This is a genomic window from Bradyrhizobium sp. 6(2017) (assembly GCF_011058295.2).
In the GTDB taxonomy this organism is placed as follows: Bacteria; Pseudomonadota; Alphaproteobacteria; order Rhizobiales; family Xanthobacteraceae; genus Bradyrhizobium; species Bradyrhizobium septentrionale.
This window is the reverse complement of record NZ_CP049289.2, coordinates 9470965-9492651: the sequence shown is the minus strand read 5'-3', so window position 1 is coordinate 9492651 and position 21687 is coordinate 9470965. Positions and strand designations below refer to the sequence as shown.

General features: G+C 63.3%; 27 protein-coding genes. 15 read left to right on the top strand and 12 right to left on the bottom strand.

What is annotated here, in order from left to right; all coding sequences use genetic code 11:
* Positions 1-10: 10 nt before the first annotated feature.
* A complete protein-coding gene (locus tag G6P99_RS45140; RefSeq protein WP_029077942.1) occupies positions 11-1123 on the bottom strand; it encodes a cyclic nucleotide-gated ion channel in 1113 nt (370 codons plus the stop codon).
* A gap of 323 nt (positions 1124-1446) precedes the next feature.
* On the opposite strand from G6P99_RS45140, the gene G6P99_RS45135 reads away from it, so the two are divergent.
* Positions 1447-2115, top strand: a complete 669-nt coding sequence (locus G6P99_RS45135) for a Crp/Fnr family transcriptional regulator (RefSeq protein ID WP_029077941.1) — start codon at positions 1447-1449, stop codon at positions 2113-2115.
* Positions 2116-2146: 31 nt separating this feature from the next.
* On the top strand, positions 2147-3019 hold the full coding sequence (locus tag G6P99_RS45130; protein ID WP_029077940.1) for a DUF6537 domain-containing protein: 873 nt from the start codon (positions 2147-2149) through the stop codon (positions 3017-3019).
* A gap of 239 nt (positions 3020-3258) precedes the next feature.
* Here G6P99_RS45130 and G6P99_RS45125 read toward each other — a convergent pair whose 3' ends face one another.
* Both G6P99_RS45125 and G6P99_RS45120 read right to left on the bottom strand, forming a co-directional pair.
* Positions 3259-3474 (bottom strand): hypothetical protein, encoded by a 216-nt coding sequence (locus G6P99_RS45125; RefSeq protein WP_029077939.1) that lies wholly within the window; start codon positions 3472-3474, stop codon positions 3259-3261.
* A gap of 35 nt (positions 3475-3509) precedes the next feature.
* Positions 3510-3701: a hypothetical protein gene (locus G6P99_RS45120; protein ID WP_029077938.1), complete on the bottom strand. Its 192-nt coding sequence runs from the start codon at positions 3699-3701 to the stop codon at positions 3510-3512.
* Positions 3702-3944: 243 nt separating this feature from the next.
* On the opposite strand from G6P99_RS45120, the gene G6P99_RS45115 reads away from it, so the two are divergent.
* From G6P99_RS45115 to G6P99_RS45105, 3 genes are all read left to right on the top strand, one after another.
* Complete coding sequence (locus G6P99_RS45115) at positions 3945-4151, top strand: hypothetical protein (RefSeq protein ID WP_165126769.1); 207 nt, start codon at positions 3945-3947, stop codon at positions 4149-4151.
* A 91-nt stretch (positions 4152-4242) separates the two neighbouring features.
* Positions 4243-4605 (top strand): PRC-barrel domain-containing protein, encoded by a 363-nt coding sequence (locus G6P99_RS45110; RefSeq protein ID WP_029077936.1) that lies wholly within the window; start codon positions 4243-4245, stop codon positions 4603-4605.
* Positions 4606-4806: 201 nt separating this feature from the next.
* Positions 4807-5568, top strand: coding sequence for a Crp/Fnr family transcriptional regulator (locus G6P99_RS45105; RefSeq protein WP_029077935.1), 762 nt, complete (start codon positions 4807-4809; stop codon positions 5566-5568).
* A gap of 198 nt (positions 5569-5766) precedes the next feature.
* Here the strand turns inward: G6P99_RS45105 and G6P99_RS45100 are convergent, their stop codons facing one another.
* Complete coding sequence (locus G6P99_RS45100; protein ID WP_029077934.1) at positions 5767-6255, bottom strand: ferritin-like domain-containing protein; 489 nt, start codon at positions 6253-6255, stop codon at positions 5767-5769.
* Between the two features lie 333 nt (positions 6256-6588).
* Here G6P99_RS45100 and G6P99_RS45095 point away from each other — a divergent pair, with 333 nt between their 5' ends.
* Positions 6589-6792: a CsbD family protein gene (locus G6P99_RS45095; RefSeq protein ID WP_029077933.1), complete on the top strand. Its 204-nt coding sequence runs from the start codon at positions 6589-6591 to the stop codon at positions 6790-6792.
* Positions 6793-6967: 175 nt separating this feature from the next.
* Here the strand turns inward: G6P99_RS45095 and G6P99_RS45090 are convergent, their stop codons facing one another.
* Both G6P99_RS45090 and G6P99_RS45085 read right to left on the bottom strand, forming a co-directional pair.
* On the bottom strand, positions 6968-7357 hold the full coding sequence (locus tag G6P99_RS45090; RefSeq protein WP_029077932.1) for a PRC-barrel domain-containing protein: 390 nt from the start codon (positions 7355-7357) through the stop codon (positions 6968-6970).
* 901 nt (positions 7358-8258) lie between these two features.
* The gene (locus G6P99_RS45085; RefSeq protein WP_029077931.1) at positions 8259-9659 is read right to left on the bottom strand and encodes a TAXI family TRAP transporter solute-binding subunit; all 1401 of its coding nucleotides are present in this window, start codon (positions 9657-9659) and stop codon (positions 8259-8261) included.
* Positions 9660-10094: 435 nt separating this feature from the next.
* Between G6P99_RS45085 and G6P99_RS45080 the strand changes: the two genes are divergently transcribed.
* Together G6P99_RS45080 and G6P99_RS45075 are read left to right on the top strand one after the other, a co-directional pair.
* Complete coding sequence (locus G6P99_RS45080; protein ID WP_083991990.1) at positions 10095-10448, top strand: DUF3307 domain-containing protein; 354 nt, start codon at positions 10095-10097, stop codon at positions 10446-10448.
* A gap of 170 nt (positions 10449-10618) precedes the next feature.
* Positions 10619-11020 carry a hypothetical protein gene (locus G6P99_RS45075; RefSeq protein WP_029077929.1) on the top strand — a complete coding sequence of 134 codons (402 nt, stop codon included), beginning with the start codon at positions 10619-10621 and terminating at the stop codon, positions 11018-11020.
* Positions 11021-11029: 9 nt separating this feature from the next.
* On the opposite strand, the gene G6P99_RS45070 is transcribed toward G6P99_RS45075, so the two are convergent.
* Positions 11030-11365, bottom strand: a complete 336-nt coding sequence (locus G6P99_RS45070) for a YkgJ family cysteine cluster protein (RefSeq protein ID WP_029077928.1) — start codon at positions 11363-11365, stop codon at positions 11030-11032.
* Complete coding sequence (locus G6P99_RS45065; protein ID WP_029077927.1) at positions 11365-12063, bottom strand: helix-turn-helix transcriptional regulator; 699 nt, start codon at positions 12061-12063, stop codon at positions 11365-11367. The genes G6P99_RS45070 and G6P99_RS45065 overlap by 1 nt, the downstream gene beginning before the upstream one ends.
* A gap of 194 nt (positions 12064-12257) precedes the next feature.
* Here G6P99_RS45065 and G6P99_RS45060 point away from each other — a divergent pair, with 194 nt between their 5' ends.
* A complete protein-coding gene (locus G6P99_RS45060; RefSeq protein WP_029077926.1) occupies positions 12258-12491 on the top strand; it encodes a hypothetical protein in 234 nt (77 codons plus the stop codon).
* A gap of 64 nt (positions 12492-12555) precedes the next feature.
* The gene (locus G6P99_RS45055; RefSeq protein WP_029077925.1) at positions 12556-13287 is read left to right on the top strand and encodes a glutathione S-transferase family protein; all 732 of its coding nucleotides are present in this window, start codon (positions 12556-12558) and stop codon (positions 13285-13287) included.
* On the opposite strand, the gene G6P99_RS45050 is transcribed toward G6P99_RS45055, so the two are convergent.
* The gene (locus G6P99_RS45050) at positions 13284-13919 is read right to left on the bottom strand and encodes a pyridoxamine 5'-phosphate oxidase family protein (RefSeq protein ID WP_029077924.1); all 636 of its coding nucleotides are present in this window, start codon (positions 13917-13919) and stop codon (positions 13284-13286) included. The genes G6P99_RS45055 and G6P99_RS45050 overlap by 4 nt on opposite strands.
* Before the next feature lie 118 nt (positions 13920-14037).
* Between G6P99_RS45050 and G6P99_RS45045 the strand changes: the two genes are divergently transcribed.
* Positions 14038-14931: a LysR family transcriptional regulator gene (locus G6P99_RS45045; protein ID WP_029077923.1), complete on the top strand. Its 894-nt coding sequence runs from the start codon at positions 14038-14040 to the stop codon at positions 14929-14931.
* A gap of 16 nt (positions 14932-14947) precedes the next feature.
* Here G6P99_RS45045 and G6P99_RS45040 read toward each other — a convergent pair whose 3' ends face one another.
* The 3 genes from G6P99_RS45040 to pobA all read right to left on the bottom strand — a co-directional run bounded on the left by G6P99_RS45040 (position 14948) and on the right by pobA (position 17523).
* The gene (locus tag G6P99_RS45040; RefSeq protein WP_246709428.1) at positions 14948-15199 is read right to left on the bottom strand and encodes a hypothetical protein; all 252 of its coding nucleotides are present in this window, start codon (positions 15197-15199) and stop codon (positions 14948-14950) included.
* A gap of 405 nt (positions 15200-15604) precedes the next feature.
* Complete coding sequence (locus tag G6P99_RS45035; protein ID WP_051345954.1) at positions 15605-16072, bottom strand: PaaI family thioesterase; 468 nt, start codon at positions 16070-16072, stop codon at positions 15605-15607.
* Between the two features lie 281 nt (positions 16073-16353).
* Positions 16354-17523 carry a 4-hydroxybenzoate 3-monooxygenase gene (pobA, locus tag G6P99_RS45030; protein ID WP_029077921.1) on the bottom strand — a complete coding sequence of 390 codons (1170 nt, stop codon included), beginning with the start codon at positions 17521-17523 and terminating at the stop codon, positions 16354-16356.
* 279 nt (positions 17524-17802) lie between these two features.
* Between pobA and G6P99_RS45025 the strand changes: the two genes are divergently transcribed.
* The 4 genes from G6P99_RS45025 to G6P99_RS45010 all read left to right on the top strand — a co-directional run bounded on the left by G6P99_RS45025 (position 17803) and on the right by G6P99_RS45010 (position 21305).
* Complete coding sequence (locus tag G6P99_RS45025; protein WP_029077920.1) at positions 17803-18825, top strand: TRAP transporter substrate-binding protein; 1023 nt, start codon at positions 17803-17805, stop codon at positions 18823-18825.
* A gap of 181 nt (positions 18826-19006) precedes the next feature.
* Entirely contained in the window at positions 19007-19516 is a 510-nt protein-coding gene (locus tag G6P99_RS45020; RefSeq protein WP_029077919.1) for a TRAP transporter small permease, read from the top strand.
* Positions 19517-19534: 18 nt separating this feature from the next.
* The gene (locus G6P99_RS45015) at positions 19535-20839 is read left to right on the top strand and encodes a TRAP transporter large permease (RefSeq protein ID WP_029077918.1); all 1305 of its coding nucleotides are present in this window, start codon (positions 19535-19537) and stop codon (positions 20837-20839) included.
* Between the two features lie 4 nt (positions 20840-20843).
* Positions 20844-21305, top strand: coding sequence for a DUF3237 domain-containing protein (locus tag G6P99_RS45010; protein ID WP_029077917.1), 462 nt, complete (start codon positions 20844-20846; stop codon positions 21303-21305).
* Positions 21306-21687 lie beyond the last annotated feature (382 nt).

Genomic DNA, 21687 nt, shown 5'->3' with positions numbered 1-21687 from the left:
TTGGTCTCCATTATTGGTTCTCACGTTCGCGCCGCTTCGCCTCGGCGTCGATGGTCTCGGCGAGATCGGGATGCCTTGCCATCAACAGGCGGAAATCAACCAGGTCAAGCACCAACAGGCGGGTCACCTTGCTGGTGGCGACGCTGGCGGCGCGCTTGGCGTTGCCGAGCAGCGCCATCTCGCCGAAGAACGCGCCTTCGCCGAGCTTGACCTTGCGCCCGGGCAGGTCGACCTCGACCTCGCCGGCAGCGACGAAATACATGCAGTCGCCATTGGTGTCCTTGCGGATGATCATGGTGCGCGGCGGCAGGTCCATGGTCCGCAGCACCTGGGTGACGTCGGCGATCGCGGCCGGGCCGAGATGCGCGAAGAACGGCACCTTGCTGACGGTCTCCCAGGTCTTCAGAAAATTGTCGCGCCGGGTTTCCGCAGCAAAGCCGGTCGCCAGGATACCGGTCCACAGCCCGAACACGCCGAGGCCCGAGATCATCACCATGGCGGCGACCACGCGGCCGAGCGGGGTGATCGGCACCACATCGCCATAGCCTGTCGTGGTGAGCGTCACCACCGCCCACCACAATGCCGCCGGCACGCTGCCGAAGGTCTGCGGCTGGACGTCCCGCTCCAGCAAATATTCCGCGACGGAAGCCAGGAACACCACCATCAGGAAGATCACGAGCACGCTGAGCAGCGGGCCGGACTCCACCACCAGCACGCGCCGGAGCTGGCGCAGGCCGGGAATGCCCGGCACCACCTTGAGCACCCAGAGCACGCCGAACAGCCATGCCGTCTTCGGCTCCAGGCCGGAGAGCAAGGCGAGCGGCACCGCCAGCGCGCCGATTGCATCGACCACGCCTGCGCTGGACAGCGCGTAGAACCAGAGCTTGCCCTGCCGTCGCATATGGCGCAGCCGCACCACCCATTCGAACACGAAATAGGCAAGGCAGGCCGAGAGCAGCGCCCCGATCCAGTGCGGGGCGGCGTCATAGGCCGGCTGCACCGTCAGCAGCGTCATCATGGCGATGCCGGTCGCGACCGCGACATAGGCCGCCGTGGTCATGTTGCGGCCGGCGGTGGCCGAAACGAAGGCGGTCAAAGCCGGAAGGACGAGCCGCTTGGACATCAGAACGGAGGTTGCCTGTCGACGAACTGTTGAAATCGGGACCCGCGCGCGGCGGAGCCTGCGTCACAACGTGCCCGTCCTCCTTGAGGCCGTCAACGCGCGGGCCATTCGCGCATCAAGTCAGCAGGACAGCCGTTCGTTGGACGAATGGCCCAAAAGGCCTAACCATCCTGCCCCGATTTTGCGCCCGCGAATGTGAGAAATCGGACAAATCGTCGCTTTTTCACCGTATATCAGGGATGCTGGCGGCCGATACGACCCGCCCCGGAATGAAGCGACTAATAAGACGATCTATTCACTTCTTGAGCATTGGTTGGTTTCCGATGGACACCTCACACCTCGCGGAACACGCCGGCGCCGCCGGCAGTCTATTCGCATCGATCTTCGTGGTCGCCACGCTGTCGATGCGGACCATGATCCCGTTGCGCGTGTTCGCCATCCTGACCAACATCATCCTGATCGCGACCGCGATCCCGACCCACAATTACGCCGTGCTGATCCTGCATTCCGTGCTGCTGCCGGTGAACACCTACCGCCTGCACCAGATGCTGCAGCTGGTCCGCAACGTGAAGAAATCGGTCAACAGCGATCTGTCGATGGAGTGGCTGAAGCCGTTCACGACGGAGCGCAAATGCACGGCGGGCGAAGTCCTGTTCTACAAGGACGAGAAGGCCGACAGCATGTTCTACATCGTCAGCGGCCGCTTCCGCCTGGTCGAATCGGGCATCGAGCTGCCGGTCGGCGCCATCGTCGGCGAGTTCGGCATGCTGTCGCCGTCGAACACACGGACCCAGACGCTGGAATGCGTCGAAGGCGGCATGGTGCTGTCGGTGACCTATGACCAGGTCGAGCAGCTTTACGTCCAGAACCCGGCGTTCGGCTTCTACCTCCTGCGGCTGTTCAGCGCCCGCCTGTTCCAGAATATCTCGACGCTCGAGCAGCGGCTCGCGCAACACACCACGCCGCAGGTTGCGGAGCCAAAACCTGCATGAGCCCGCCGTGACCAGTTCTGGAGGCGCCGCAGTGCCGGATGACGACAGTCTCCTGGCTTCGCTCCGCTATCTCTTCGCCGATATCATCGGCGACGAGGACGAGGGGCCGCCCGTGCTGCCCGAGGCTTGTCCGGATCATCTCGGGCCTGCGGTCACCGAGGCCATCCATCTCCTGATTGCCTATCAGAGCACGAGCTATGCCCAGCTCTATATCGACCGGCTCAAGCGCTTCGTCGGACGCCGCGGCGTTGACGATGCCCTGCTCGCCGACATCGCGCGGCTGATGGCGGAGCGGATGGCCTATGAGGACGCGATCCGGATTGCGCAGCTCAAGCTCGGCGAGGTCAATGCGGCGGGCGGCCTTGCGGCGCGCTCGGCCGACGACGTCAAGCGATTTCGTCTCGACGAGCTGATCGACGCCTTGCCGGCTGTGGTTGCCGATCCGATCCTCGCCGTGCTCGATCGTTTCGGCTGGCGCCGCCGCAGGGTCTCGATCCGCTTCAGCGCCAACAACCGCTTCAGCGTGCGCCGGCTCAGGATCGAGGCTGGCCTGAAGCGCTGGCGGCTGTTCTCGGTGCGCTATGCCAAGGAGCGCGTCTGGGTCGAGCGCTGGCTGCACATGATCGACCGCAGCCTCACCAAGCAACCGGCTGCCGCATCGGCGGTGGTGCAGACCGCGACCATGATCCAGGGCTATGGCGATCCCTATCGCCAGGGCATTGCGGACTGGCACGCGATCATCGACGGGCTCGCCAAGCCGACCTTCGACGGCGCGCTCGCGCTTCCCGATCTCGCCGTCGCGATTGCGGAAGCCCGCGCCGCCATCATGCCCGATCCGCGGCAGGCCGCACTGAAGCGCAAGATCGCGGAGATCCGCGCCCGGGTGCCGGCGGCGGCGCTGTAAGAGGCGCAGACGTTCTCGCTCGTGATGACGTGTAGAACGTAGACCGTCACCCTGAGGTGGCCGCTTCTTCAGCGGCCCTCGAAGGGTCGACGGCCCGACTGTGGCCGTGCATCCTTCGAGGCTCGCCCAGCGGTGCAAGTGCACCGCAAGGCTCGCGCCTCCAGCGACAAAGGCGAAGCCTTTGCGCGGGGATGACGGGTCCAGGCTGGCAGCGTTGCCCGCGGCTTTGCTGCGACCGGCTATTCCGCCGCGGCGGTGACCTTGGTCAGCGCCTGCTGTCCGGCTTCAGTGAGCTCGGAAAGCGTCGTTCTGCCGCTTCTGGCGCACCTGATGATGTATTTGGCAACGTATTTGCGGGTGGCATGTTCCTCGCCATGACGCGCCTCTGCACAAACCCGGTCGAGCGCAAAATTCATGATGGCGAGTGTATGTGAGTCAAATCTCTCCTCGATCATCGCAGCCCTCCCTGTGGGCCGGTGTCCGGCGCGGCTTATTTGCGGAGCGTCAGCCACTCGCTGACTTCCATCACCGTCTCGGTCTGTCTGGCTCTCTTCATCAGCGTCTCGCGTTCCCGCCCCGGCGGCAGCTTGCGTGCCGCTAGGCGTGCATCTTCGGCAAATTTTTGCAGGCGGTCCTCGAACGATCCGGGGGGACGCGCCCTGTTGCGTTTCTTCTTGATCATGCCGCCTCCGGCCTGGAACCGGGAATACTTGGCATGTTCCCCGGAAGCCGTCGTTAACCCATGACATCAGCGGATCGAATTCGTCTTTTGCTTCGCAGGAACGATCTCCGGCGGCACGCGTAACACCCGTGCGTTCACTGCTCTTCACCCCGGGGGCAGTGGACCACTCCGGTGACGGGCCTCGGCGAATTTCATCGTCGGGGCCCGCACATCTTTAGGGGTATCAGCCAAGGGAAATCGGCAATGGCACATTCCAATCACGGTATCGTCAAGGACGACAAGGGTCAGGAGCAGCCGGCCGACAAGGAGCGCGCGCAGACCGCTCAGAAGACCGACCTCCGAAAGTCGCGAACACGCGAAGCGACGCGGGATCCGAAGCTGAATGACGCCGGCAAGACGCCGGGCTCGGGCATGACGCCTGACGACAGCGGCGATCCCCCGACAGGCTGAACGTCGTTTCGCTCTGCAGCAACTGCGGCAATGCGGCAGGAACGATGACCCCGGTCCATCGTTGGCCTCCAGAGATCAATGGAGATGTGACATGGCGACAGACGCAAAAGAGGTCGGAAATCTCATCGGCAGCGACAAGGTCGAGGGCACCGCGGTCTACGGATCAGACGAACGCAAAATCGGCTCGATCGAGCGCGTCATGATTGACAAGACAAGCGGCCGGGTGTCCTACGCCGTGCTCGGCTTCGGCGGCATTCTTGGTCTCGGCAACGACCACTATCCGCTGCCGTGGCAATCGCTCAAATACGACACGCGGCTCGGTGGCTATGTCACCGGCGTGACCGAGAGCCAGCTGCGCGGTGCGCCGAAATACGGCAGCGAGCGGGATTGGAATTGGGCCGATAACGGCACCACACGCGCGGTCAACGATTATTACGGCGTGCCGCTCGTCTGAAGGACATCGGCCTGCAGGCGTCACGTTTTGCTGATGCCACCCCAGTGACATCAGATTTGTACAGCGCCCGAGGACGTCGCCGTCGCGTCCTCCGGCGTGTGTACACTAGTGAACATACAGCAATAGCTGTGCAATGTAACATACGTTATTGAAAGCCGGAGCGGCGGTTACCCGATTTAGCATCCGGGGAGACCAATGTCGTTGGCGTCGCTAGTCCGGAAATTGGAGCAGTTCGTACGGCTTTCGCCGGTCGACCACGCTATTCTCAATCGCGCGTCGACCGAGCGCGTCCGTCACTTCGGTCCGCGCGTCGACATTGTCCGAGAAGGCGAGAAGCCGAAGGACGTCCATTTGATCCTGTCCGGCTGGGCCTGCCGCTACAAGCAGCTCGAGGATGGCCGCCGCCAGGTGGTGTCGTTCTTCCTGCCCGGCGATATCTGCGACGTGAACGTCTTCATCCTGCGTGAGATGGATCATTCGATCGGCACCATCACCGCGGTGTCGATCGCCGACCTCTCCCGCGATTTCTTCGACAAGGTCGCGGCCGGGCATCCGCGCATCGTCACTGCGTTCTGGTGGGAGACGCTGGTCAACGCCGCGATCCAGCGCGAATGGACCATGAGCCTCGGCCAGCGCACCGCGCTGGAGCGCATGGCTCACCTGCTCTGCGAGATCTGGCTGCGCCTGCGTCTCGCCGGCCTGACCCAGGGCGACAGCTGCGACTTCCCGCTGACCCAGGGCGACCTTGCTGACGCGACCGGGCTCTCCAAGGTCCACGTCAACCGAACGCTGCAGGAGCTGCGCGCCGACGGCCTGATCGTGCTCAAGGGAAAGACGCTCGCTGTCCCCGATCTCGACCGGCTGATGCGCGCCGGCCTGTTCAACCCGAACTATTTGCACATGGATCATGAGGGACGGCAGCTCGATGCCGTCGGGATGTCAACGGACGTGGCGGCGGGGTGATCGACGGGTCGATTTGTCGAGGCGCACGGCGCTCTCCTCGGCGGGCGCGGGTGGAACAGGCAATTGAGACGCCCGGCACCTCGATGGCGGTCGATGAGCCGGGCCGCCCCCTCCAGCCGGCCCTCGCCCCTCTACGCTGCGCTTTGTCGCGGTTGGTGGCGATCGGGTGCGCGAGCTTCAACTGGATCACACTGCCCCTTAGGCCGCTTCGGCGTTCACCGCGGAGACGGCAATGGAGGTAAGCGTCTCGTCGGTCTTCTTTTCCTCATTCAGGGTCTGATCGAGCAGTTTGACGGCATCCGGCATCTTCAACTTGTCGGCCCAGGCTTTGAGCGTGCCATACCGCGAGATTTCATAGTGCTCGACCGCCTGGGCGGCAGCGAGCAGGCCGGCGTCCAGCGCGGGTGCGTCCGCGTATTCCTCCATGATTTCCTTGCCTTCGTCGAGGATGCCTTCGATGGCATCGCACTTCTTGCCTCGGGCCGGCTTGCCGAGCAGCTCGAAAATCTTCTCGAGGCGTTCGATCTGGCCTTCGGTCTCGTCGTGATGTTTCTCGAAGGCGGCGCGGAGCTTGTCGGACGCGACCGCCTTCGCCATTTTTGGCAGCGATTTGTAGATCTGCTTCTCGGCGTAATAGATGTCCTTGAGTGTATCGAGGAAGAGAGCGTTGAGGTCTTTTTCGGCCATGGTTGGCTCCGCTGCGAATGAATGGTGCAGATGAGCCCCCAACACACGGTAGAGATCGACGTTCCTATTTGGCTGATGGCGCCTTCCGGAATCACGTCGTCATCGCTTCTTCCTCCGTGTCGTAGAGACGCGAGCTGCGTCAACACGGCCTGTCCCACTGCGTGACCTGTCTAGCGTTAAGTGCACTTGGTAACACAGCGAATCTACACCACTGCGTTGCGTGCTCTCGCACGATTGTGGAGGCGTCATGTACGGGGCCATCCGTCGCAGGGCAGCTTAGGAACGATGGCCTCTCTCTTCGGTTGATCGGTCTCCAAATGATGGAGGTTGACGATGGATTGGAATCGGGTTGAAGGAAACTGGAAGCAGATGAAGGGGAAGGTGAAGGAGCAGTGGGGCAAGCTGACCGATGATGACCTCGACGTCATCGCCGGCAAGCAGGACCAACTCGAGGGCCGTCTGCAGCAGCGCTATGGCTACGCCAAGGACCAGGCCCAGAAGGAGATCGACAACTGGTATGGCCGCCAGAAGTGGTGAACAAAAAGCCCCGCACTCGCGGGGCTTTTTTTGTAAGGATCTCGACCTGAGAGAATGATGTTGGGCAGGGTGCGCGCCCTGGTGGCACCTGTGGGGATCGCGGGGTCTCGATGAGACCCCGCTTTCGAGTGACCGCCACCACGAATGCGGCGTCAGCTGTTTGCGCCGCGATCGGCTATTTGCCTTCCGGGACCCAGGTCGTGCTCGCCCTGTCGTACTTGAACCCCGGGGCGGACTTCAAACCGTCCTTGGACTCGTTCAGGGTCAGCCACCATTTATTGTCCTTCTTCGCCGTCTTCACGGCGGTGAATGGAACGATGACGTCCTTCTCTCCCGCACCGAGAAAGCCGCCGACGCCGATCACCAGACCGTTGATCTTGCCGGACTTGTCGACGAGCACGTCATCGACGTCACCGATCTTGTTTTGCTGCGGATCGTACACCGACTGCTTGTAATAGTTGGTCACGGTCCAACTCTCGGCGGGCGCGGCCGACATGGTCTCTGCGGCATGCGCCGCTGTCATCATTCCAGCCGCAACGACGCATCCTGCAATCAACTTGTTCATTTTCTTCTCCTCCATATGAGGCAATTGTAACCTCACGCTTGCGGAGAAGTTCCTCGCCAGGGGCACGAGATGCGAACGCGAATCCCGCCGGTCGACGATCCATGGCGTGATGTCCACCTCGACCCTTGATCCCGTCTGTCGCTTTCAGGCTGAAAATGAAGACCGCGGATCAAGCTCTGTCCGTCGCCGAAACGGATGGCGATCCGCCCCTGCCACTGAGTTGCCCGACGGCGCAAGCCCTCGCAGCAAAAATATTTCCGTTTATCGGAATGACAACTCAGTGTATGGTTTGCCCGTCTCACCCGATACGAGGGGCGGGTCGCGATCGTCATGAACGCGGTGTGAGATGCGGTGGACGCTGATCATGCGAGCGACGAACGCATGTGATGCGGACGGTGAAGTCGTGTGGTCCTGACGCCCTAGCGGCAGGTGTCCTCTCGCAACACGCGAACGCGCTTTGTGAAGGCGGTGACAAACAAGCCCAGTCTCGCCAGGGAGAGCACGTATAAGCCGTAGCCCATCGCGCAGGGAAAGCCGGATTGCTCCGGTTACACCTGTGGTCCTACCCCCGAGCTTTCTACCATCGCTCGGGGCCCATGGGTGCGATCGGCACCCGGCTTTCCCTGCGCCCTCTGCTTCCAGAGTGGCGAAGTGAGATGCAAGACTCGGACAGATCATGTCGCGAGAATGCGGATGTGTGACTCACAGATCGTGCAACACACTCAGTGTCATCCTGGCGGAAGCCAGGACCCATTACCCCAAATCTCACTTGTTGCGCGACGCTGGGGCCACGATCCCGTTCATCATCAAGTGCGGTGGCAATAGGTCCTGGCTTTCGCCAAGACGACAGCGGTGTATGCGGCACGACCGCGGGGACGATAACAACGACAACTCGCGACCTTCACCCGCTCGCGGCCTTCACCACCACGATATTTTCATCCGGTGCCGCCGGGTGGCGCTTGAGATGATCGCGGCGCAGCGCGATCTCGTCGCGGACCAGCTCGTAGCCAAGCTTGAAGGTGTCGAGCCCGTCGCCGGACACGGTGCCGTCGCGCAAGCCGATCACCGCGCCGCGCAGGATCGCCTCGAGCTCGTCCTGCAATTCGTCGAGATGCTCGGCGCAGGTGGTGTGCTCGACGCGCTCGCCGATGTCGAGGATCCGGCCCGCCAGCTCGCTCGCCTTCTCCGGCGCGACGCGGGTGATCTTGGTGTAGATCGCGGCGAAGATCGTGCCGATGATGCTGAGCGCGGCGGCGCCGAGATACATCATGTCGCTGTAGCGATCCATGAACGACTTGGTGTCGTCGTTGATGTATTCGGCGGCGCCCTGATGGGCGACGATGAAGGCGTCCTTGTCGGTCGCCGCCGGCTCGATCTTGGAGGCGAAGCCGTCGTCGAGCGCGAGCTCGGACTTGTTCTCATAGATGATGCGCGCGAGCTCGGCGGCCGTCGTCGTGGACATCCAGGATTGCGCGACCAGCAGCCATTCCAGCCCGATGGTGTCGACGTCGTCATCGGGGATCGCCGGCGAGGATGACAGCATGCCGGTCGAGACCGTCTCCTCCGAGATCGCCGGATATTTGCGCGCCAGCGCCTTGGCCGCGTCGATCGCGTTCAACGTGAAGCCGCCGGAGCGCTTGGCGTATTGCTCGTAGGTCTTGTCCTTTATGATCTTCGAGGCATGCTCGATCGCGACCACGGCGGAAAAGCCGGAAGCGAACAGTTTGTCGAACGGGGTGTTCGGCGGCGCCTGCTGCACCCGCTGCGCTGCGTCGGGGCTGTCGGAAATCTCGAGCGCGCTGCGGACGAAATTGACGCTGTTCTCGCCGTCGCCGACCACCGCGATCTTCTTCTTCCTGAGCTCGGCGAGCGACTTGATCTTCTTGCCGCCGGGGCTGAGCACCAGCACCACGTCATGTTCGAGGATCGCAATCGTGCGGGCGCGCGGCGGCACCTTTGCATCGGTGCGCAGGATGGCAAGCGCGGCGTCGCGGCGATCGAACTGCGCCAGCGCCTTGGCGTTGTCGGGGTTCGGCGCGATCTTCAGCCGCAGCCGCGACGAGTTGGTCTTCAGCACGGTGGCGAGACGTGCCGCGAACTTGGCCTCCGGGCCCTTGGCATCGCCGACCGCGAACACCAGCGTCTCGGAATTGCGCAGCCAGACCCGGCCGCCGACCACGGTGATCGCGCTCAAGAACAGCGTCAGCAGGGTGAAGACGATGATCTGCGCGCGGTTGCTCTTGGCGACCGGGGGACGCGGCCGCGGCGGCATTGGCGAAGGCGAGGGGGCTTCGGCACTCATGGCTGATCACCTGGCTCATCACCCGTCCGGGACTGCGCTTGACGGCCCTCGGCTGCAACCGGATCGGCGCGGCGCTGCCCGGTGAATCCGTAAATGACTATAAAAGAAAGAAAATTTCCTGCATCCTGACGATATACCTCCCGGGCGGGAATGCAAACCGGCGAGCCGCCGTAACCTTAACCTCGGCTGCCCCGCGTTGCGTTGCCGCATGACCATCGCCACTATCGACGCCGGGAGGAGGATGTGATTTTCGCAGTAACCGCAGGTGCATTCCGCCGCCGGAGATGTCATAAATGAGACAAGCTTCGGTTCGCGGAATTGTGCTGACGGCCTGACCCGGATTTCCTGCAATCACTTTCATCGAAGTAAAAGGGCGTCAGCTTGTTGTTTCCTGCCATGTCATCGTCGGTGTCGGTTGGTGCCCTGGTGGGATGGATGTTGCTTCTCACCGCGAAGCACATCATCGCCGACTTCATGCTGCAGAACGCCTGGATGGCGATCGGCAAGGACCAGAAGACCGGCTGGGCGATGCCGCTGCTCGCGCATTGCCTGGTGCATCTGGCGGTCGCGCTGGCGCTGATTCTGGTGGTGGCGCCGCGGTTCTGGTACGTCGCCTTCGTCGACTTCGTGATCCACATCATCGTCGATCGGTGCAAAGGAATCTGCGCCTCGCATTTTGGCGTGACGCTGGAGTCAGGCCATCCCTGGTTCTGGACCCTGATCGGGGTCGACCAGGCGCTGCACCACCTCACCGGCTTCGCGCTGTCGATCTACATGGCCGCGAACTGAGCGGCTCCCGGACCTTTCTTTTCTCGTTTCGAATCACTGACCATCCGCCCGCTTCAGCGCGGATGTGATTCGCGTGCAACGGGCAAGGGGCCCCGGAAACGACCGGAGGCCGTGGTTAACCTTTCGTTAGAGGATTGCGCGGCATCTTCCGGATCAAGGGGGATTTGCAAATGTTTTCAAGCCGCGACGCATTCGATAACGATGCCTGCCCAGTTGCGGACGACCTGCTCGGCCAGATGTACCGCGCCAATCCCAACGGGCTTTCGCTGCTGGTCGCCAATGTCGCGCCCGACGCCAGGGCGAGGCTGGCGCTGTTCTGCTATCGCCGCAGCCATCTGCACGCACTCGCAGTCGCGATTGCGTCGAGCTGCACCGAGCGCGAGCTGATCAATTTCGGTGGCCGCGTTGGGTCGACGCTCTACGCGCTGGCGCGTGAGCCGGCCCGCGTTGCGACCGTCTCGCATGGTGGCCGCAAGCCGATCACGCTGTCGACCAAGCCGCTGTCGACCTTCGCGCCTGTTGTCGATGACGAACTCGACGACGAGGAGTTCACCGCGACGGTGATAGCTTAAAGCGCGTGATCAAACCGGCTGCGCGCTCGGAATGAGCGGCAGCCCGTGCCGGCGCCGCGCCATCGCGCATTCCGCGTCGCCCGGCAAGCAGGTGCGGCACACCTCCGGCCGCACCGCATAGACCTCGCAGCGCGTTGCCTCTCCCACCCGCCCCGACAGCGCCGAGCAGCGATCGCCGTCGCAGCGCATCCCTGACTGTCGCGTGTTGACGAATTGCGGCGGGATCAGCGCGAGCTGCGCATCGTCCTCGACGGTGAAGCGCGGCCAGTTCTCCGAATAGCTGCAGCAGGCGCCGCAGGACTGGCAGGGGCTTGCCTCCGTCGCGTCGATGTCGCTGTCGGCCATCAGGTGTCCCTCGGCGCTTCCCACACCAGGCTGCGCCGCCAGCGCGCCCTGAGCAGGTCGCGCCGCTCCGGATATTTCTCGTCGTGATAGACGGCGGTGACCACGCGGTCGGTGCGGAAGCTGCGAAAGTCCTTGCGCAGCTCGCACCAGGCGGCGAGCAGCCGCACCGCCTCATGATAGCCGACCGCGATCGGCCAGACCGTGCGCTCTGAGTCGCGGCCATGCTCGTCGCGATAGTTGAGCGTGATCTTCTTGCCCTCGTGGATCTGGCTACGGGTCCTGACCATGTCGATGCGGTCGGGCTCCCGGTTCCAGGCGGAGCGGGCGCGGCTCGCCGGCTCCAGCACGAATGGCCGCAGGCGGTCGGGCACGGTCTCGGCGATCTTGGCCATCAGGTCCTCGGCCGCGCGCGCCAATGCCGGATCGGCGTGACCGACCACCCATTGCGCGCCGAGCACGCAGGCCTCGATCTCGTCGGGCGTCAGCATCAAGGGCGGCAGGTCGAATCCCTTCTCCAGGATGTAGCCCATGCCGGCCTCGCCGCGGATCGGCACCCGCTGCTCGATCAGGCTGGCGATGTCGCGATAGATCGTCCGCTTCGATGTCTCGAGCTCGGCTGCGATCGCATCCGCGGTCAAGGGCTTACGGGTGCGGCGGAGCACCTGGATGATCTGAAACAGCCGGTCGGCGCGTCTCATGGCAGTTCTCTTCGTCGCTCTCTTCTCAGGTCTCTTGGCCGCTGTCTTGACGAGTGTCTTACAACCATCTCGGCAGCTCTGTTCGTCGCTCGGCGCGTCGGCTTTTCTGCGTCCCGTCCGCCTGCTGCTGACAGCATGTTGGCAGCAGGTGGGGGCTATATCAGGACAACACCTCAAGTGAAGGGAATTTGTCCATGACGAATCTTGATGAACTCGGTTTCCGGCAAGCGCAGAGCTTCGCGCTGGAACAACTGGTCACGGTCTACTCCACCTCCGGCGACCTGCGCTGGGCCCTGGTTGCGCTGGTCGCACAGTCGATCGGCGCTGCCTGGTCCTATGGGCGGGCACGGCTGGTCAAGCGCGTTCGCGAGGCGGTTCGCCGCCTCGCACCGGTCGGCCCGCTCGACAGCGAATGCCACTACTGCTGACACCATGCTGGCAGCAGGGGGCCGCTAGCTTCACTTCACGACCACAGGCGATCGGGAGCTTCATATGATTACGCTTTTTGGCTTTGGCACGGGTTTCGGCTTGCCTGAAATCAGCCCTTTCGTGACCAAAACCGAGGTCCAGCTCAAGATGGCCGGGCTCGCTTACGTCAAGGAAAAGGCGATGCCGCCGGCCTCTCCCAAGGGCCAGCTGCCCTTCATCGCCGATGACGGCGAGACGATCGCCGATTCGACCTTTATCCGCGCCCATATCGAGGGCAAATACGGTTTCGATTTCGACGCGCCGCTGAGCCTGCAGGCACGCGCGCAGGCCTGGGCGTTCGAGCGTATGATCGAGCATCACGTCTACTGGGCGCTGATCGGTGCGCGCTGGGTCGACGACACCAATTTCGCCAAGGGGCCGGCGCATTTCTTCGACGGTGCGCCCGATCACATGCGCGACAAGCTGCGCGAGGACGCCCAGTTCCGCGTTGCCGAGAACTATCTGCTGAGCGGACTCGGCCGCCATGGACCCGACGAGGACGTCGATCTCGCGCTCCGCTCGCTATTTGCGCTGTCGGTCCAGCTCGGCGACAAGCCCTATCTGATGGGCAATGCGCCGTGCGGCACCGACGCCACCGCGTTCGGCGCGCTGGCAGGAATCCTGACGCCGTTCTTCGATTCGCCGCTGCGCGAGCGTACCGAGAAGTTCGACAACCTGACCGCCTATGTCGGCCGGATGATGCAGCAACATTATCCGGAATTCGCCTGGGCGCCGCTACAGCAGCAGGCGGCCTAGCTCGTTGCGGCGGGAACGGGCTGGCCCTTCAATGCGGCCAGCTCCGCCTCGAGCTCGGCAATGCGCTGATCGCGCGAGGCGAGCGCCGTCGCCACGTCGGCGGCGTCGAATTTCTGCGGAATGTGCTGCGGGCAGTTGGTGTCCCATGCCGCGACCTTGAACAGGATCACCTGTTCCGGCCGCGCCCGATAGCCCTGCGGCATCAGCGAGCGCAGCAGCGCCGGATCGTCTTCCACCACCTGCGCCTCGCCCCAGATCTTCACGCGCTGCCGATACGCATAGTTCATCACGAAGATATAGGCCTTCGGGTTCTCCGAGAGATTGCCCTGGGTGATGAATTGCCGGTTGCCGCTGTAATCGGCGAACGCGATGGTGTGCTTGTCGAGCACCTTGATGAAGCCCTTCGGCCCGCCGCGATGCTGGATGTAGGGCTGCCCGTCGGCCGAGGCGGTCGCGAGATAGAAGCTGTTGGTGTTGGCGAGGAAGGTCGCGAGGTCCTCGTCGACCTCGGTGCGCCAGCCGCCATGCTCCTCGACCTCGGCATAGGTGTCGCGCGAGCCCTTGCGGGTCTGGATCGCCTTCACGGCAGGCGTGAACCCGACATCGCTCGGATAGCTGCGAACGTCTGACATCTGAGCCTCCCGATGCGGGCGCCAAAGCGGTCGTCCTCGCGCTGTAACATGGGTATTTCCGGATCGTAGGCAATCTTGTGAATTGACACTTCACTGTTGCCGATTATGCAATAGTGCCATGGACCGGATCGACGCCATGCAGGCCTTTGTCGCGGTGGCGGATCTCGAGGGTTTTGCCCCCGCCGCCCGCAAGCTCGGCCTGTCGCCATCGGCGATCACGCGGCTGATTGCGGCGCTGGAGGAGCGGCTGGGGGCGCGGCTGCTGCAGCGGACCACGCGGCAGGTGACGCTGACCGACGCCGGCTCGCGCTATCTGGAGCGGGCGCGGCGGATCCTGGCCGATGTCGAGGAGGCCGAGGACGCGGTGGAGAGCGAGCGCACCCGCCCCGAGGGCCGGCTGGTGATCTCGGCGCCGTTCGGCTTCGGGCGGCTCCATGTCAGCCCGGTCGTATCAGTCTATCTGAAGCGCTATCCCGATGTCGGTGTCGACCTGCGGCTGTCCGACCGCAGGATCAACCTCGTCGAGGACGGCGTCGACCTCGCGGTCAGGCTCGGGCACCTGCCGGATTCGACGCTGGTTGCGCGGCATGTCGGCCAGATGCGCCGGATCGTGGTGGCGTCGGCCGGCTATCTGAAGCTCCGCGGCGAGCCGAAGCGGCCGGCTGATCTCATCACCCATGACACGATCCAGTTCGGTGCCATGACCGCGACGCCGGATTGGCGCTTCATGGAGGAAGGGCAGGAGATTCGCATCACGCCTACGCCGCGCTTCACCAGCAACAGTTCGGATGCCGCCATCCAGTACGCCGAGCAGGACGGCGGATTGACGCGGGTGATGGCCTACCAGGCCGCCGAATCACTGAAAGCGCGGCGGCTCAGGATCGTGCTCGCCGAGTTCGAGCAGCCGGCGGTGCCGATCCACGTCGTCTATCCGACCACGCGGCTGCTGTCGGCCAAGGTGCGGACCTTCATCGATCTCGTCACCGAGATCACCGACTGGCACTTCGGCTAACCAGCTCAATCGGCCGTCATTTGGCGTCCTTGTTCAGTTCGATGGTGACCTGCGACAGCCAGGAGCCGGGCGCTTCCATCACGAACGACTGGTGGTCGCCCTTGGTTCGGATCGTTACCAGCGCGGCAACCGTCTCGCCCTCGATGCGCGCCTCGATCAGTCCGTCAGAGTTGGTCCCCGAGATTTTGCCGCCCTGCCGGTACTCGCTCTCGAACCAGTTGCCCGAAAGCTGCGTTTCGTTCTGTTCGATGTTTGCGGACAACGACATCTTGTAGGCATCGCTTGCGCATCGGAGATCCAGGCTGATCGCCTTGCCTGGCTTGGTGACGTTGTAGGCGACCTTGCAGCGGACCTTCTCCCAGTCCCCCGTTCGAGGGCTTCATCGAACCGGATCCGGACCAACCGCCTGCCAGGCTGTCCAGACTTGTCGCCGCATACGACAAGCCCGAGGTCATCAGTGCGAAGCACACCGCGATGCTGCTTCGCACGATCCAAAATTTCCAAGGCCATTTCCAAGACCAAGAATTCCAAGACATTGAGCCGATCTCCAAATCGCAATGCGATTGACCCTACCCGCGCCCGGTCGTGGAGATGTGGCGGCGACGTTAAGAGATGTTGCGGAGTATGCCTTTCTGTTTACCGCGGCAAGCCGTGCGCTCCGCTTGAGAGCACCTCAAGTCACGGGCGCCTTCTTCGGCACCACGCGGAACGTGCCGCTGGCGCGCGCGATGGTGACGCCATCGGCCTTGATCAGGCTCTGCGCGAAGCAGATCGTGCTGCCAGTCTTGATCACGTCGCTCTCGATCGCGAGCCATTGGCCGACATTGGCGGAGCCCACGAAATCGACCGCGAGCGATATCGTCACGAACGAGGTGGTCCAGGCGGTCGCCTGGCCGCAGCTATAGCCCATCGCGTTGTCGGCGAGTGCTGCGATCAGCCCGCCATGGATCAGGCCGCGGCCGTTGGTGTGCGGCCTGGCGAGCCGCAGGCCGATGATGACGGCCCGTTCGGTCTTCTTTTGGTAAAGCGGTTCCCAGGGCTCGGTGAGCGGGCTTTTGCGGAACAGCGGCTCGAAGCCCTGAGGGATGTCTTGGGAGTTATCTTGGGGGATGTCGGGGGCGACTTGCGTATCGTTGGTCATCTGAAGCTCGCATATGGCGTTGCGTGACGCCATTGAACGCGATGTCGATGACGGTTTCACCGCCTACAAAGTTTTAAACGGGATTCGCGCCTGTGTTTGAATGTGGCTCCGGCCTGTCGCCACATCTCCCGCTGTCATCGCCCGGCTTGACCGGGCGATCCAGTATTCCAGAGACCGCACGGCATGAATCGAGAAGCCGCGGCGTACTGGATACCCCGCATGCGCGGGGTATGACGGCTGAGGGTGTAACGACGAGGTTGCTCGACGAAGGAAACAGCGACCTAAAACGGCAGCCCCACATAATTCTCCGACAGCGAGGCCGATGCCGCCTTCGAGCTGACGAGGTAGTCGAGCTCGGCGATCTGGATGCGCGCGGCGAAGTCGCCCTCGTCGGGGAATTTGTGCAGCATCGAGGTCATCCACCAGGAGAAGCGCACCGCCTTCCAGACCCGGGACAGCGCCTTGGCCGAGTAACCGTCGAGACCCGCCGAGGATTTCTCGTCGTAGAATTCGCGCAACGCCTGCGACAGATAGTGCACGTCGCTGGCCGCAAGGTTCAGGCCCTTGGCGCCGGTCGGCGGCACGATGTGCGAGGCGTCGCCGGCCAGGAACATCCGGCCGAACCGCATCGGCTCGGCCACGAAGCTGCGCAGCGGCGCGATGCTTTTTTCGATCGAGGGGCCGGTGACGATCTCGTCGGCGGCCTTCTGGTCGAGGCGCCGCTTCAATTCGTCCCAGAACCGCTCGTCCGACCATTGGTCGACATGATCGTCGAGCGGGCACTGCACGTAATAGCGGCTGCGGTGGGTCGAGCGCATCGTGCACAGCGCGAAGCCGCGCTCGTGGTTGTTGTAAATCAATTCCGGCGAGACCGGCGGGGTCTCGGAAAGAATCCCGAGCCAGCCGAACGGATACACCCGCTCGTAGCTGGTGATCGCCGAGGCGGGAACGCTGGCGCGGCTGACCCCATGGAAGCCGTCGCAGCCGGCGATAAAATCGCAGGCGATTTCGTGGGCGACGCCGTCCTTGACGTAGCTGACGCGCGGATGGTCGGTGTCGAAATCATGCGGTTTGACGTCGGCCGCGGAGTAGACCGTGGTCAGGCCGGCCGCCTTGCGGGCGTTCATCAGATCGAGCGTGACCTCGGTCTGGCCGTAGATGGTCACGGTCTTGCCGGTCGCCGCATGCATGTCGATGCGGTGCCGCGCGCCGCCAAACGCCAGCTCGACGCCGTGATGGACCAGGCCCTCCTGATGCAGGCGGGCGCCGGCGCCGACCTGGTCGAGCAGGGAGACCGTGCCTTCCTCGAGCAGGCCGGCGCGAATCCGCCCCAGCACGTAGTCCGGGGTCTGCCGCTCAAGAATGACGTTGTCTATGCCGAAAGAATGAAGTAGTTGCCCAAGCAACAGTCCGGCCGGACCTGCGCCAATGATTGCTACTTTTGTCCGCAATACCTGCTCCTCCCGATACGATAGGCTTGGCTCGGGCGCCCGCGCCGGGGCGTGCGCCATCAACTTGCCAAGGCAACTATATCATATAGCCGTCCTGGCAAAGGGCGTTTCGCCCAGGAAAAGCGTTCGCCGCAATGCGAGATGCACTGGGGTCGCCCCGGGGCGGAGGTGCGACGAGGCGTCCACCATGCGGATTTCGGCTTGAATATGCGCTCGAATTAGATAACATGTTAAGTAATGAGGCGGGTACCAAGCCCGTCCTGGAGAGGAGGAGACGTGATGAGGAATAAATTGTTGGCCCTGCTGATGGCAGCGGCCGTCGTGGCGGCCGCAGGTCCCGCCGTGGCACAGGACAAGACCGTCTATCTCAAAGTGTCGCTATGGGTGCCACCGGCGCATCCGCTGGTGCCGGCGACGCAGGCCTGGGCCGCCGACATCGACAAGGCATCGGGCGGCACCATCAAGGTCACCGTGTTCCCCTCCGAGCAGCTCGGCAAGGCGTTCGACCATTACGACATGGCGCGCGACGGCATCGCCGATGTCACCTATGTCAATCCCGGCTATCAGCCCGGCCGCTTCCCGATCGCAGCTGCCGGCCAGCTCCCGTTCGTGTTTTCCGACGGCAAGAAGGGCACGCTGGCGCTGAACGAGTGGTACCACAGATACGCGCCGACCGAGATGAAGGACACCAAGCTGTGCTTCGCCTTCATCCACGATCCGGGCGCGCTGCACGGCAAGAAGAGGATTTTGCTGCCGAGCGACCTCTCTGGCGTGAAGGTGCGTCCGGCACAGAGCACAATCGGCGAGATGGTCAAGATGTTCGGCGGCACCAATGTGCAGGCCTCCGCGCCGGAATCGCGCGACGCGATCGAGCGCGGCGTGGCCGACGAGATCACCTTCCCCTGGGGCTCGATCTTCCTGTTCGGCATCGACAAGGTGGTGAAGTACCACATGGACGTGCCGCTCTATTCGACTGTTTTCACCTACAACATCAACCTCGCCAAATATAACTCGATGTCGGATGCCCAGAAGAAGGTGATCGACGATCACTGCACGCCGGAATGGGCTTCCAAGGTCACCGACCCATGGACCGATTTCGAAGCCAATGGCCGCACCAAGATGAAGGCGCTGGAAGGCCACGAGGTCTACCCGCTGACGTCGGATCAACTCGCCGAGTGGAAGAAGGCGGTCAAGCCGCTGCGCGACAGTTGGGCCGAGGCGGTGAAGAAGGCCGGCGGCGATGCGGAAAAGATCGACGCCGATCTTCAGGCCACGCTGAAGAAGTACGAGGCGGGGATCTGATCTCGTCATTCCGGGGCGCGCGTGAGCGCGAACCCGGAATCTCTTATCTCAACCTCCAGATTCCGGGTTCGCTCGCCTTGCGAGCGCCCGGAATGACGGCTCCTGACAGCGACAGTCGGACAATATGGCTGCCAACTCCGAAGTGACCCAAGACGGCGCGATCACCGGTCCACCCGAACCGGTGCGCAAGAACTTCATGGACCGCTTCATCGATTCGATCGAATGGGTGGCGGCCTTCTTCGTCGGCGTCGTCGCGCTCAACACCTTCACTGCGGTGTTCATGCGCAAGTTCTTCTCGGTGACGATCCCCGACTACTACAATTTCGGCCAGTTCCTGCTCGGCATCCTGATTTTCTGGGGCATCGCCGCGACGAGCTATCGCGGGACCCACATCACCGTGGATCTGGTCTGGGCCAATGCCTCGCCGCGCTACCAGCGCTGGATCGACATCTTCGCGACGCTGGTGCTGCTGTTCGTGGTGACAGTGCAGACCTACACGCTGATCGACAAGGTGATCGACACTAAAAACGGCCACATCGTCACCATGGACCTCGGCGTGCCGATCTGGCCGTTCTTCCTGGTGTCGTGGATCGGCGACGTCTCGGCGGTGCTGCTGATCGCGATCCGCACCTACCGGCTGATCTTCCATCCGGAAGAAATCCACGATGCCAAGATCAAGACCGCGGAGTAGACGGCCATGAGTCTCGACCTGAGTCCGGAGACTGTCGCCGTCATCGGCTTTGTCAGCCTGTTCGCGCTGATGCTGCTCCGCGTGCCCGTCGGCATGGCAATGGGCCTCGTCGGCATCACCGGTTTCGGCTATCTCACCGGCCTCGCGCCGGCGCTGAAGCTGATCGGCCAGACCACGATGCGCACGGTGACGGATTATTCCTTCGGCGTGATCCCGATGTTCCTTTTGATGGGCGCCTTCGTGTCCGTCTCCGGCATCAGCCGCGAGCTGTTCCGCGCCGCCAACACCTTTGTCGGCCACTGGAAGGGCGGGCTTGGCATTGCGACCATCGCGGCCTGCGGCGGCTTTGCCGCGATCTCCGGCTCGTCGGTCGCGACCGCGGCAACCTTCTCGGCGGTGGCCTATCCCGAGATGCGCCGCTTCGGATATCCGCAGTCGTTCTCCACCGGCGTGATCGCGGTCGGCGGCACGCTGGGGGCGATGCTGCCGCCGTCCACCGTGCTCGCGGTCTACGGCATCATCACCCAGCAGGACATCGGCAAGCTGTTCATCGCGGGCGTGGTGCCTGGCCTGCTCGCGATCCTGATGCACATGATCACGATCGGCATCATCGGCGTGACGCGGCCGGGTTTCCTGCCGGCGGGCAAGAAAGCGTCGTGGCATGAGCGCTTCGTCGCGCTGCGCGACGTCTGGTCGCCGCTGCTGCTGTTCCTGTTCGTGATCGGCGGCCTCTATGGCGGCTTCTTCATCCCGACCGAAGCAGGCGCGGTCGGCGCGGTCGGCGCCTTCATCATCGGCATCCTCCGCGGCAAGCTGACCAGGGACGGCATCCTGCAATCGCTGCTGCAGGCGACCCGCACCGCGGCAGCCGTGTTCACCGTGCTGATCGGCGCGCTCTGCTTCGGCTACTTCCTTACCATCACCCAGACGCCGCAGAACGTCACCGCCTTCCTCACCGGGCTCGGCATCGGCCCCTATGGCGTGCTGGCGCTGATCCTCCTGATGTATCTGGTGCTGGGCTGCCTGATGGACGCGATGGCGATGGTGATCCTCACCGTGCCGATCGTGTTTCCGGTGGTGACCGCGCTCGGCTTCGATCCGATCTGGTTCGGCATCATCATCGTCATGACCGTCGAGCTCGGCCTGATCCATCCGCCGGTCGGCATGAACGTGTTCGTGATCAAGAGCGTGATCAAGGACGTCAACATGTCGACAATCTTTGTCGGCGTGCTGCCGTTCGTCATCACCGACCTGATCCGGCTGGTGATCCTGATCCTGTTCCCGCTGCTCGCGACCTACCTGCCGCAACGCATGATAGGCTAAATCCATGGGACCGGAGCTTCAGACCAGATACGTCTTCACCATCACCGCCCGGATCGCCGAGGTGACGTCCGCCGGTGACATCGGCACCGGTGTCCGCCGCATCATTCCGATCATCGGCGGTGAGGTGAGGGGCGAGACCGTCAACGGTAAGGTGCTCGGCTTCGGCGCCGACTTCCAGATCATCCGGCCCAACGAGCTGATCGAGCTGGAAGCGAAATATGCCTTCGAGACCGACGACGGCGCCATCGTCTATGTCGAGAACAAGGGTATCCGCTTCGGGCCGGTCGAGCTGCTCGAGAGGCTCAAGCGCGGTGAGCCTGTTGACCCGAAGCTGATCTATTTCCGCACCGTGCCGAAATTCGAAACCGGCGCCGAAAAGTACCGCTGGCTGATGGAGCACATCTTCATCGCCTCCGCCGCCCGCCACGCCGACCGCGTCGTGATCGACGTGCATCAGGTGCTGTAGGCGGGCGCGCGGAGAGAATCGGGATTCTTGCTTGGCGCGCGTGTGAGGAAGGCAATGGCGGGAGGGAGCCGGAACGGCGTGCTCACCTCACTCATCGGGCCCTTGCCGATAGAATTTCTCTTTTTCAGAATTATCTCTTGACGCGCACCCCAACTCAGCGATCTAATGCCGCCGTCTCACCCGATTGAGGGGCGTTGCGCACGTCACGAACGCGCGGTGGGATGCGGTGGACGCTGACTGCGCGAGAGACGAGAGCGCATGAAGCGGACGGTGAAGTCGTGTGGTCCTGACGCCCTAGCGGCCGCTGTCCCCTCGCGAAACGCGAATGCGTTTCTGCGAAGGCGGTGACAAACAAGCCCAGTCTCGCCGGGGAGAGCACGAA

Bases quoted from the DNA above. Each gene is read 5' to 3' on its own strand.
- G6P99_RS45035 (WP_051345954.1), bottom strand. From the start codon at position 16,072: ATGACCAACGATACGCAAGTCGCCCCCGACATCCCCCAAGATAACTCC.
- G6P99_RS45010 (WP_029077917.1), top strand. From the start codon at position 20,844: ATGGGACCGGAGCTTCAGACCAGATACGTCTTCACCATCACCGCCCGG.
- G6P99_RS45075 (WP_029077929.1), top strand. From the start codon at position 10,619: ATGTTTTCAAGCCGCGACGCATTCGATAACGATGCCTGCCCAGTTGCG.
- G6P99_RS45090 (WP_029077932.1), bottom strand. From the start codon at position 7,357: ATGAACAAGTTGATTGCAGGATGCGTCGTTGCGGCTGGAATGATGACA.
- G6P99_RS45140 (WP_029077942.1), bottom strand. From the start codon at position 1,123: ATGTCCAAGCGGCTCGTCCTTCCGGCTTTGACCGCCTTCGTTTCGGCC.
- G6P99_RS45065 (WP_029077927.1), bottom strand. From the start codon at position 12,063: ATGAGACGCGCCGACCGGCTGTTTCAGATCATCCAGGTGCTCCGCCGC.
- G6P99_RS45045 (WP_029077923.1), top strand. From the start codon at position 14,038: ATGGACCGGATCGACGCCATGCAGGCCTTTGTCGCGGTGGCGGATCTC.
- G6P99_RS45115 (WP_165126769.1), top strand. From the start codon at position 3,945: ATGGCACATTCCAATCACGGTATCGTCAAGGACGACAAGGGTCAGGAG.
- G6P99_RS45025 (WP_029077920.1), top strand. From the start codon at position 17,803: ATGAGGAATAAATTGTTGGCCCTGCTGATGGCAGCGGCCGTCGTGGCG.
- G6P99_RS45100 (WP_029077934.1), bottom strand. From the start codon at position 6,255: ATGGCCGAAAAAGACCTCAACGCTCTCTTCCTCGATACACTCAAGGAC.
- G6P99_RS45070 (WP_029077928.1), bottom strand. From the start codon at position 11,365: ATGGCCGACAGCGACATCGACGCGACGGAGGCAAGCCCCTGCCAGTCC.
- G6P99_RS45095 (WP_029077933.1), top strand. From the start codon at position 6,589: ATGGATTGGAATCGGGTTGAAGGAAACTGGAAGCAGATGAAGGGGAAG.
- G6P99_RS45060 (WP_029077926.1), top strand. From the start codon at position 12,258: ATGACGAATCTTGATGAACTCGGTTTCCGGCAAGCGCAGAGCTTCGCG.
- G6P99_RS45135 (WP_029077941.1), top strand. From the start codon at position 1,447: ATGGACACCTCACACCTCGCGGAACACGCCGGCGCCGCCGGCAGTCTA.
- G6P99_RS45085 (WP_029077931.1), bottom strand. From the start codon at position 9,659: ATGAGTGCCGAAGCCCCCTCGCCTTCGCCAATGCCGCCGCGGCCGCGT.
- G6P99_RS45120 (WP_029077938.1), bottom strand. From the start codon at position 3,701: ATGATCAAGAAGAAACGCAACAGGGCGCGTCCCCCCGGATCGTTCGAG.
- G6P99_RS45125 (WP_029077939.1), bottom strand. From the start codon at position 3,474: ATGATCGAGGAGAGATTTGACTCACATACACTCGCCATCATGAATTTT.
- G6P99_RS45110 (WP_029077936.1), top strand. From the start codon at position 4,243: ATGGCGACAGACGCAAAAGAGGTCGGAAATCTCATCGGCAGCGACAAG.
- G6P99_RS45080 (WP_083991990.1), top strand. From the start codon at position 10,095: ATGTTGCTTCTCACCGCGAAGCACATCATCGCCGACTTCATGCTGCAG.
- G6P99_RS45040 (WP_246709428.1), bottom strand. From the start codon at position 15,199: ATGTCGTTGTCCGCAAACATCGAACAGAACGAAACGCAGCTTTCGGGC.
- G6P99_RS45055 (WP_029077925.1), top strand. From the start codon at position 12,556: ATGATTACGCTTTTTGGCTTTGGCACGGGTTTCGGCTTGCCTGAAATC.
- G6P99_RS45050 (WP_029077924.1), bottom strand. From the start codon at position 13,919: ATGTCAGACGTTCGCAGCTATCCGAGCGATGTCGGGTTCACGCCTGCC.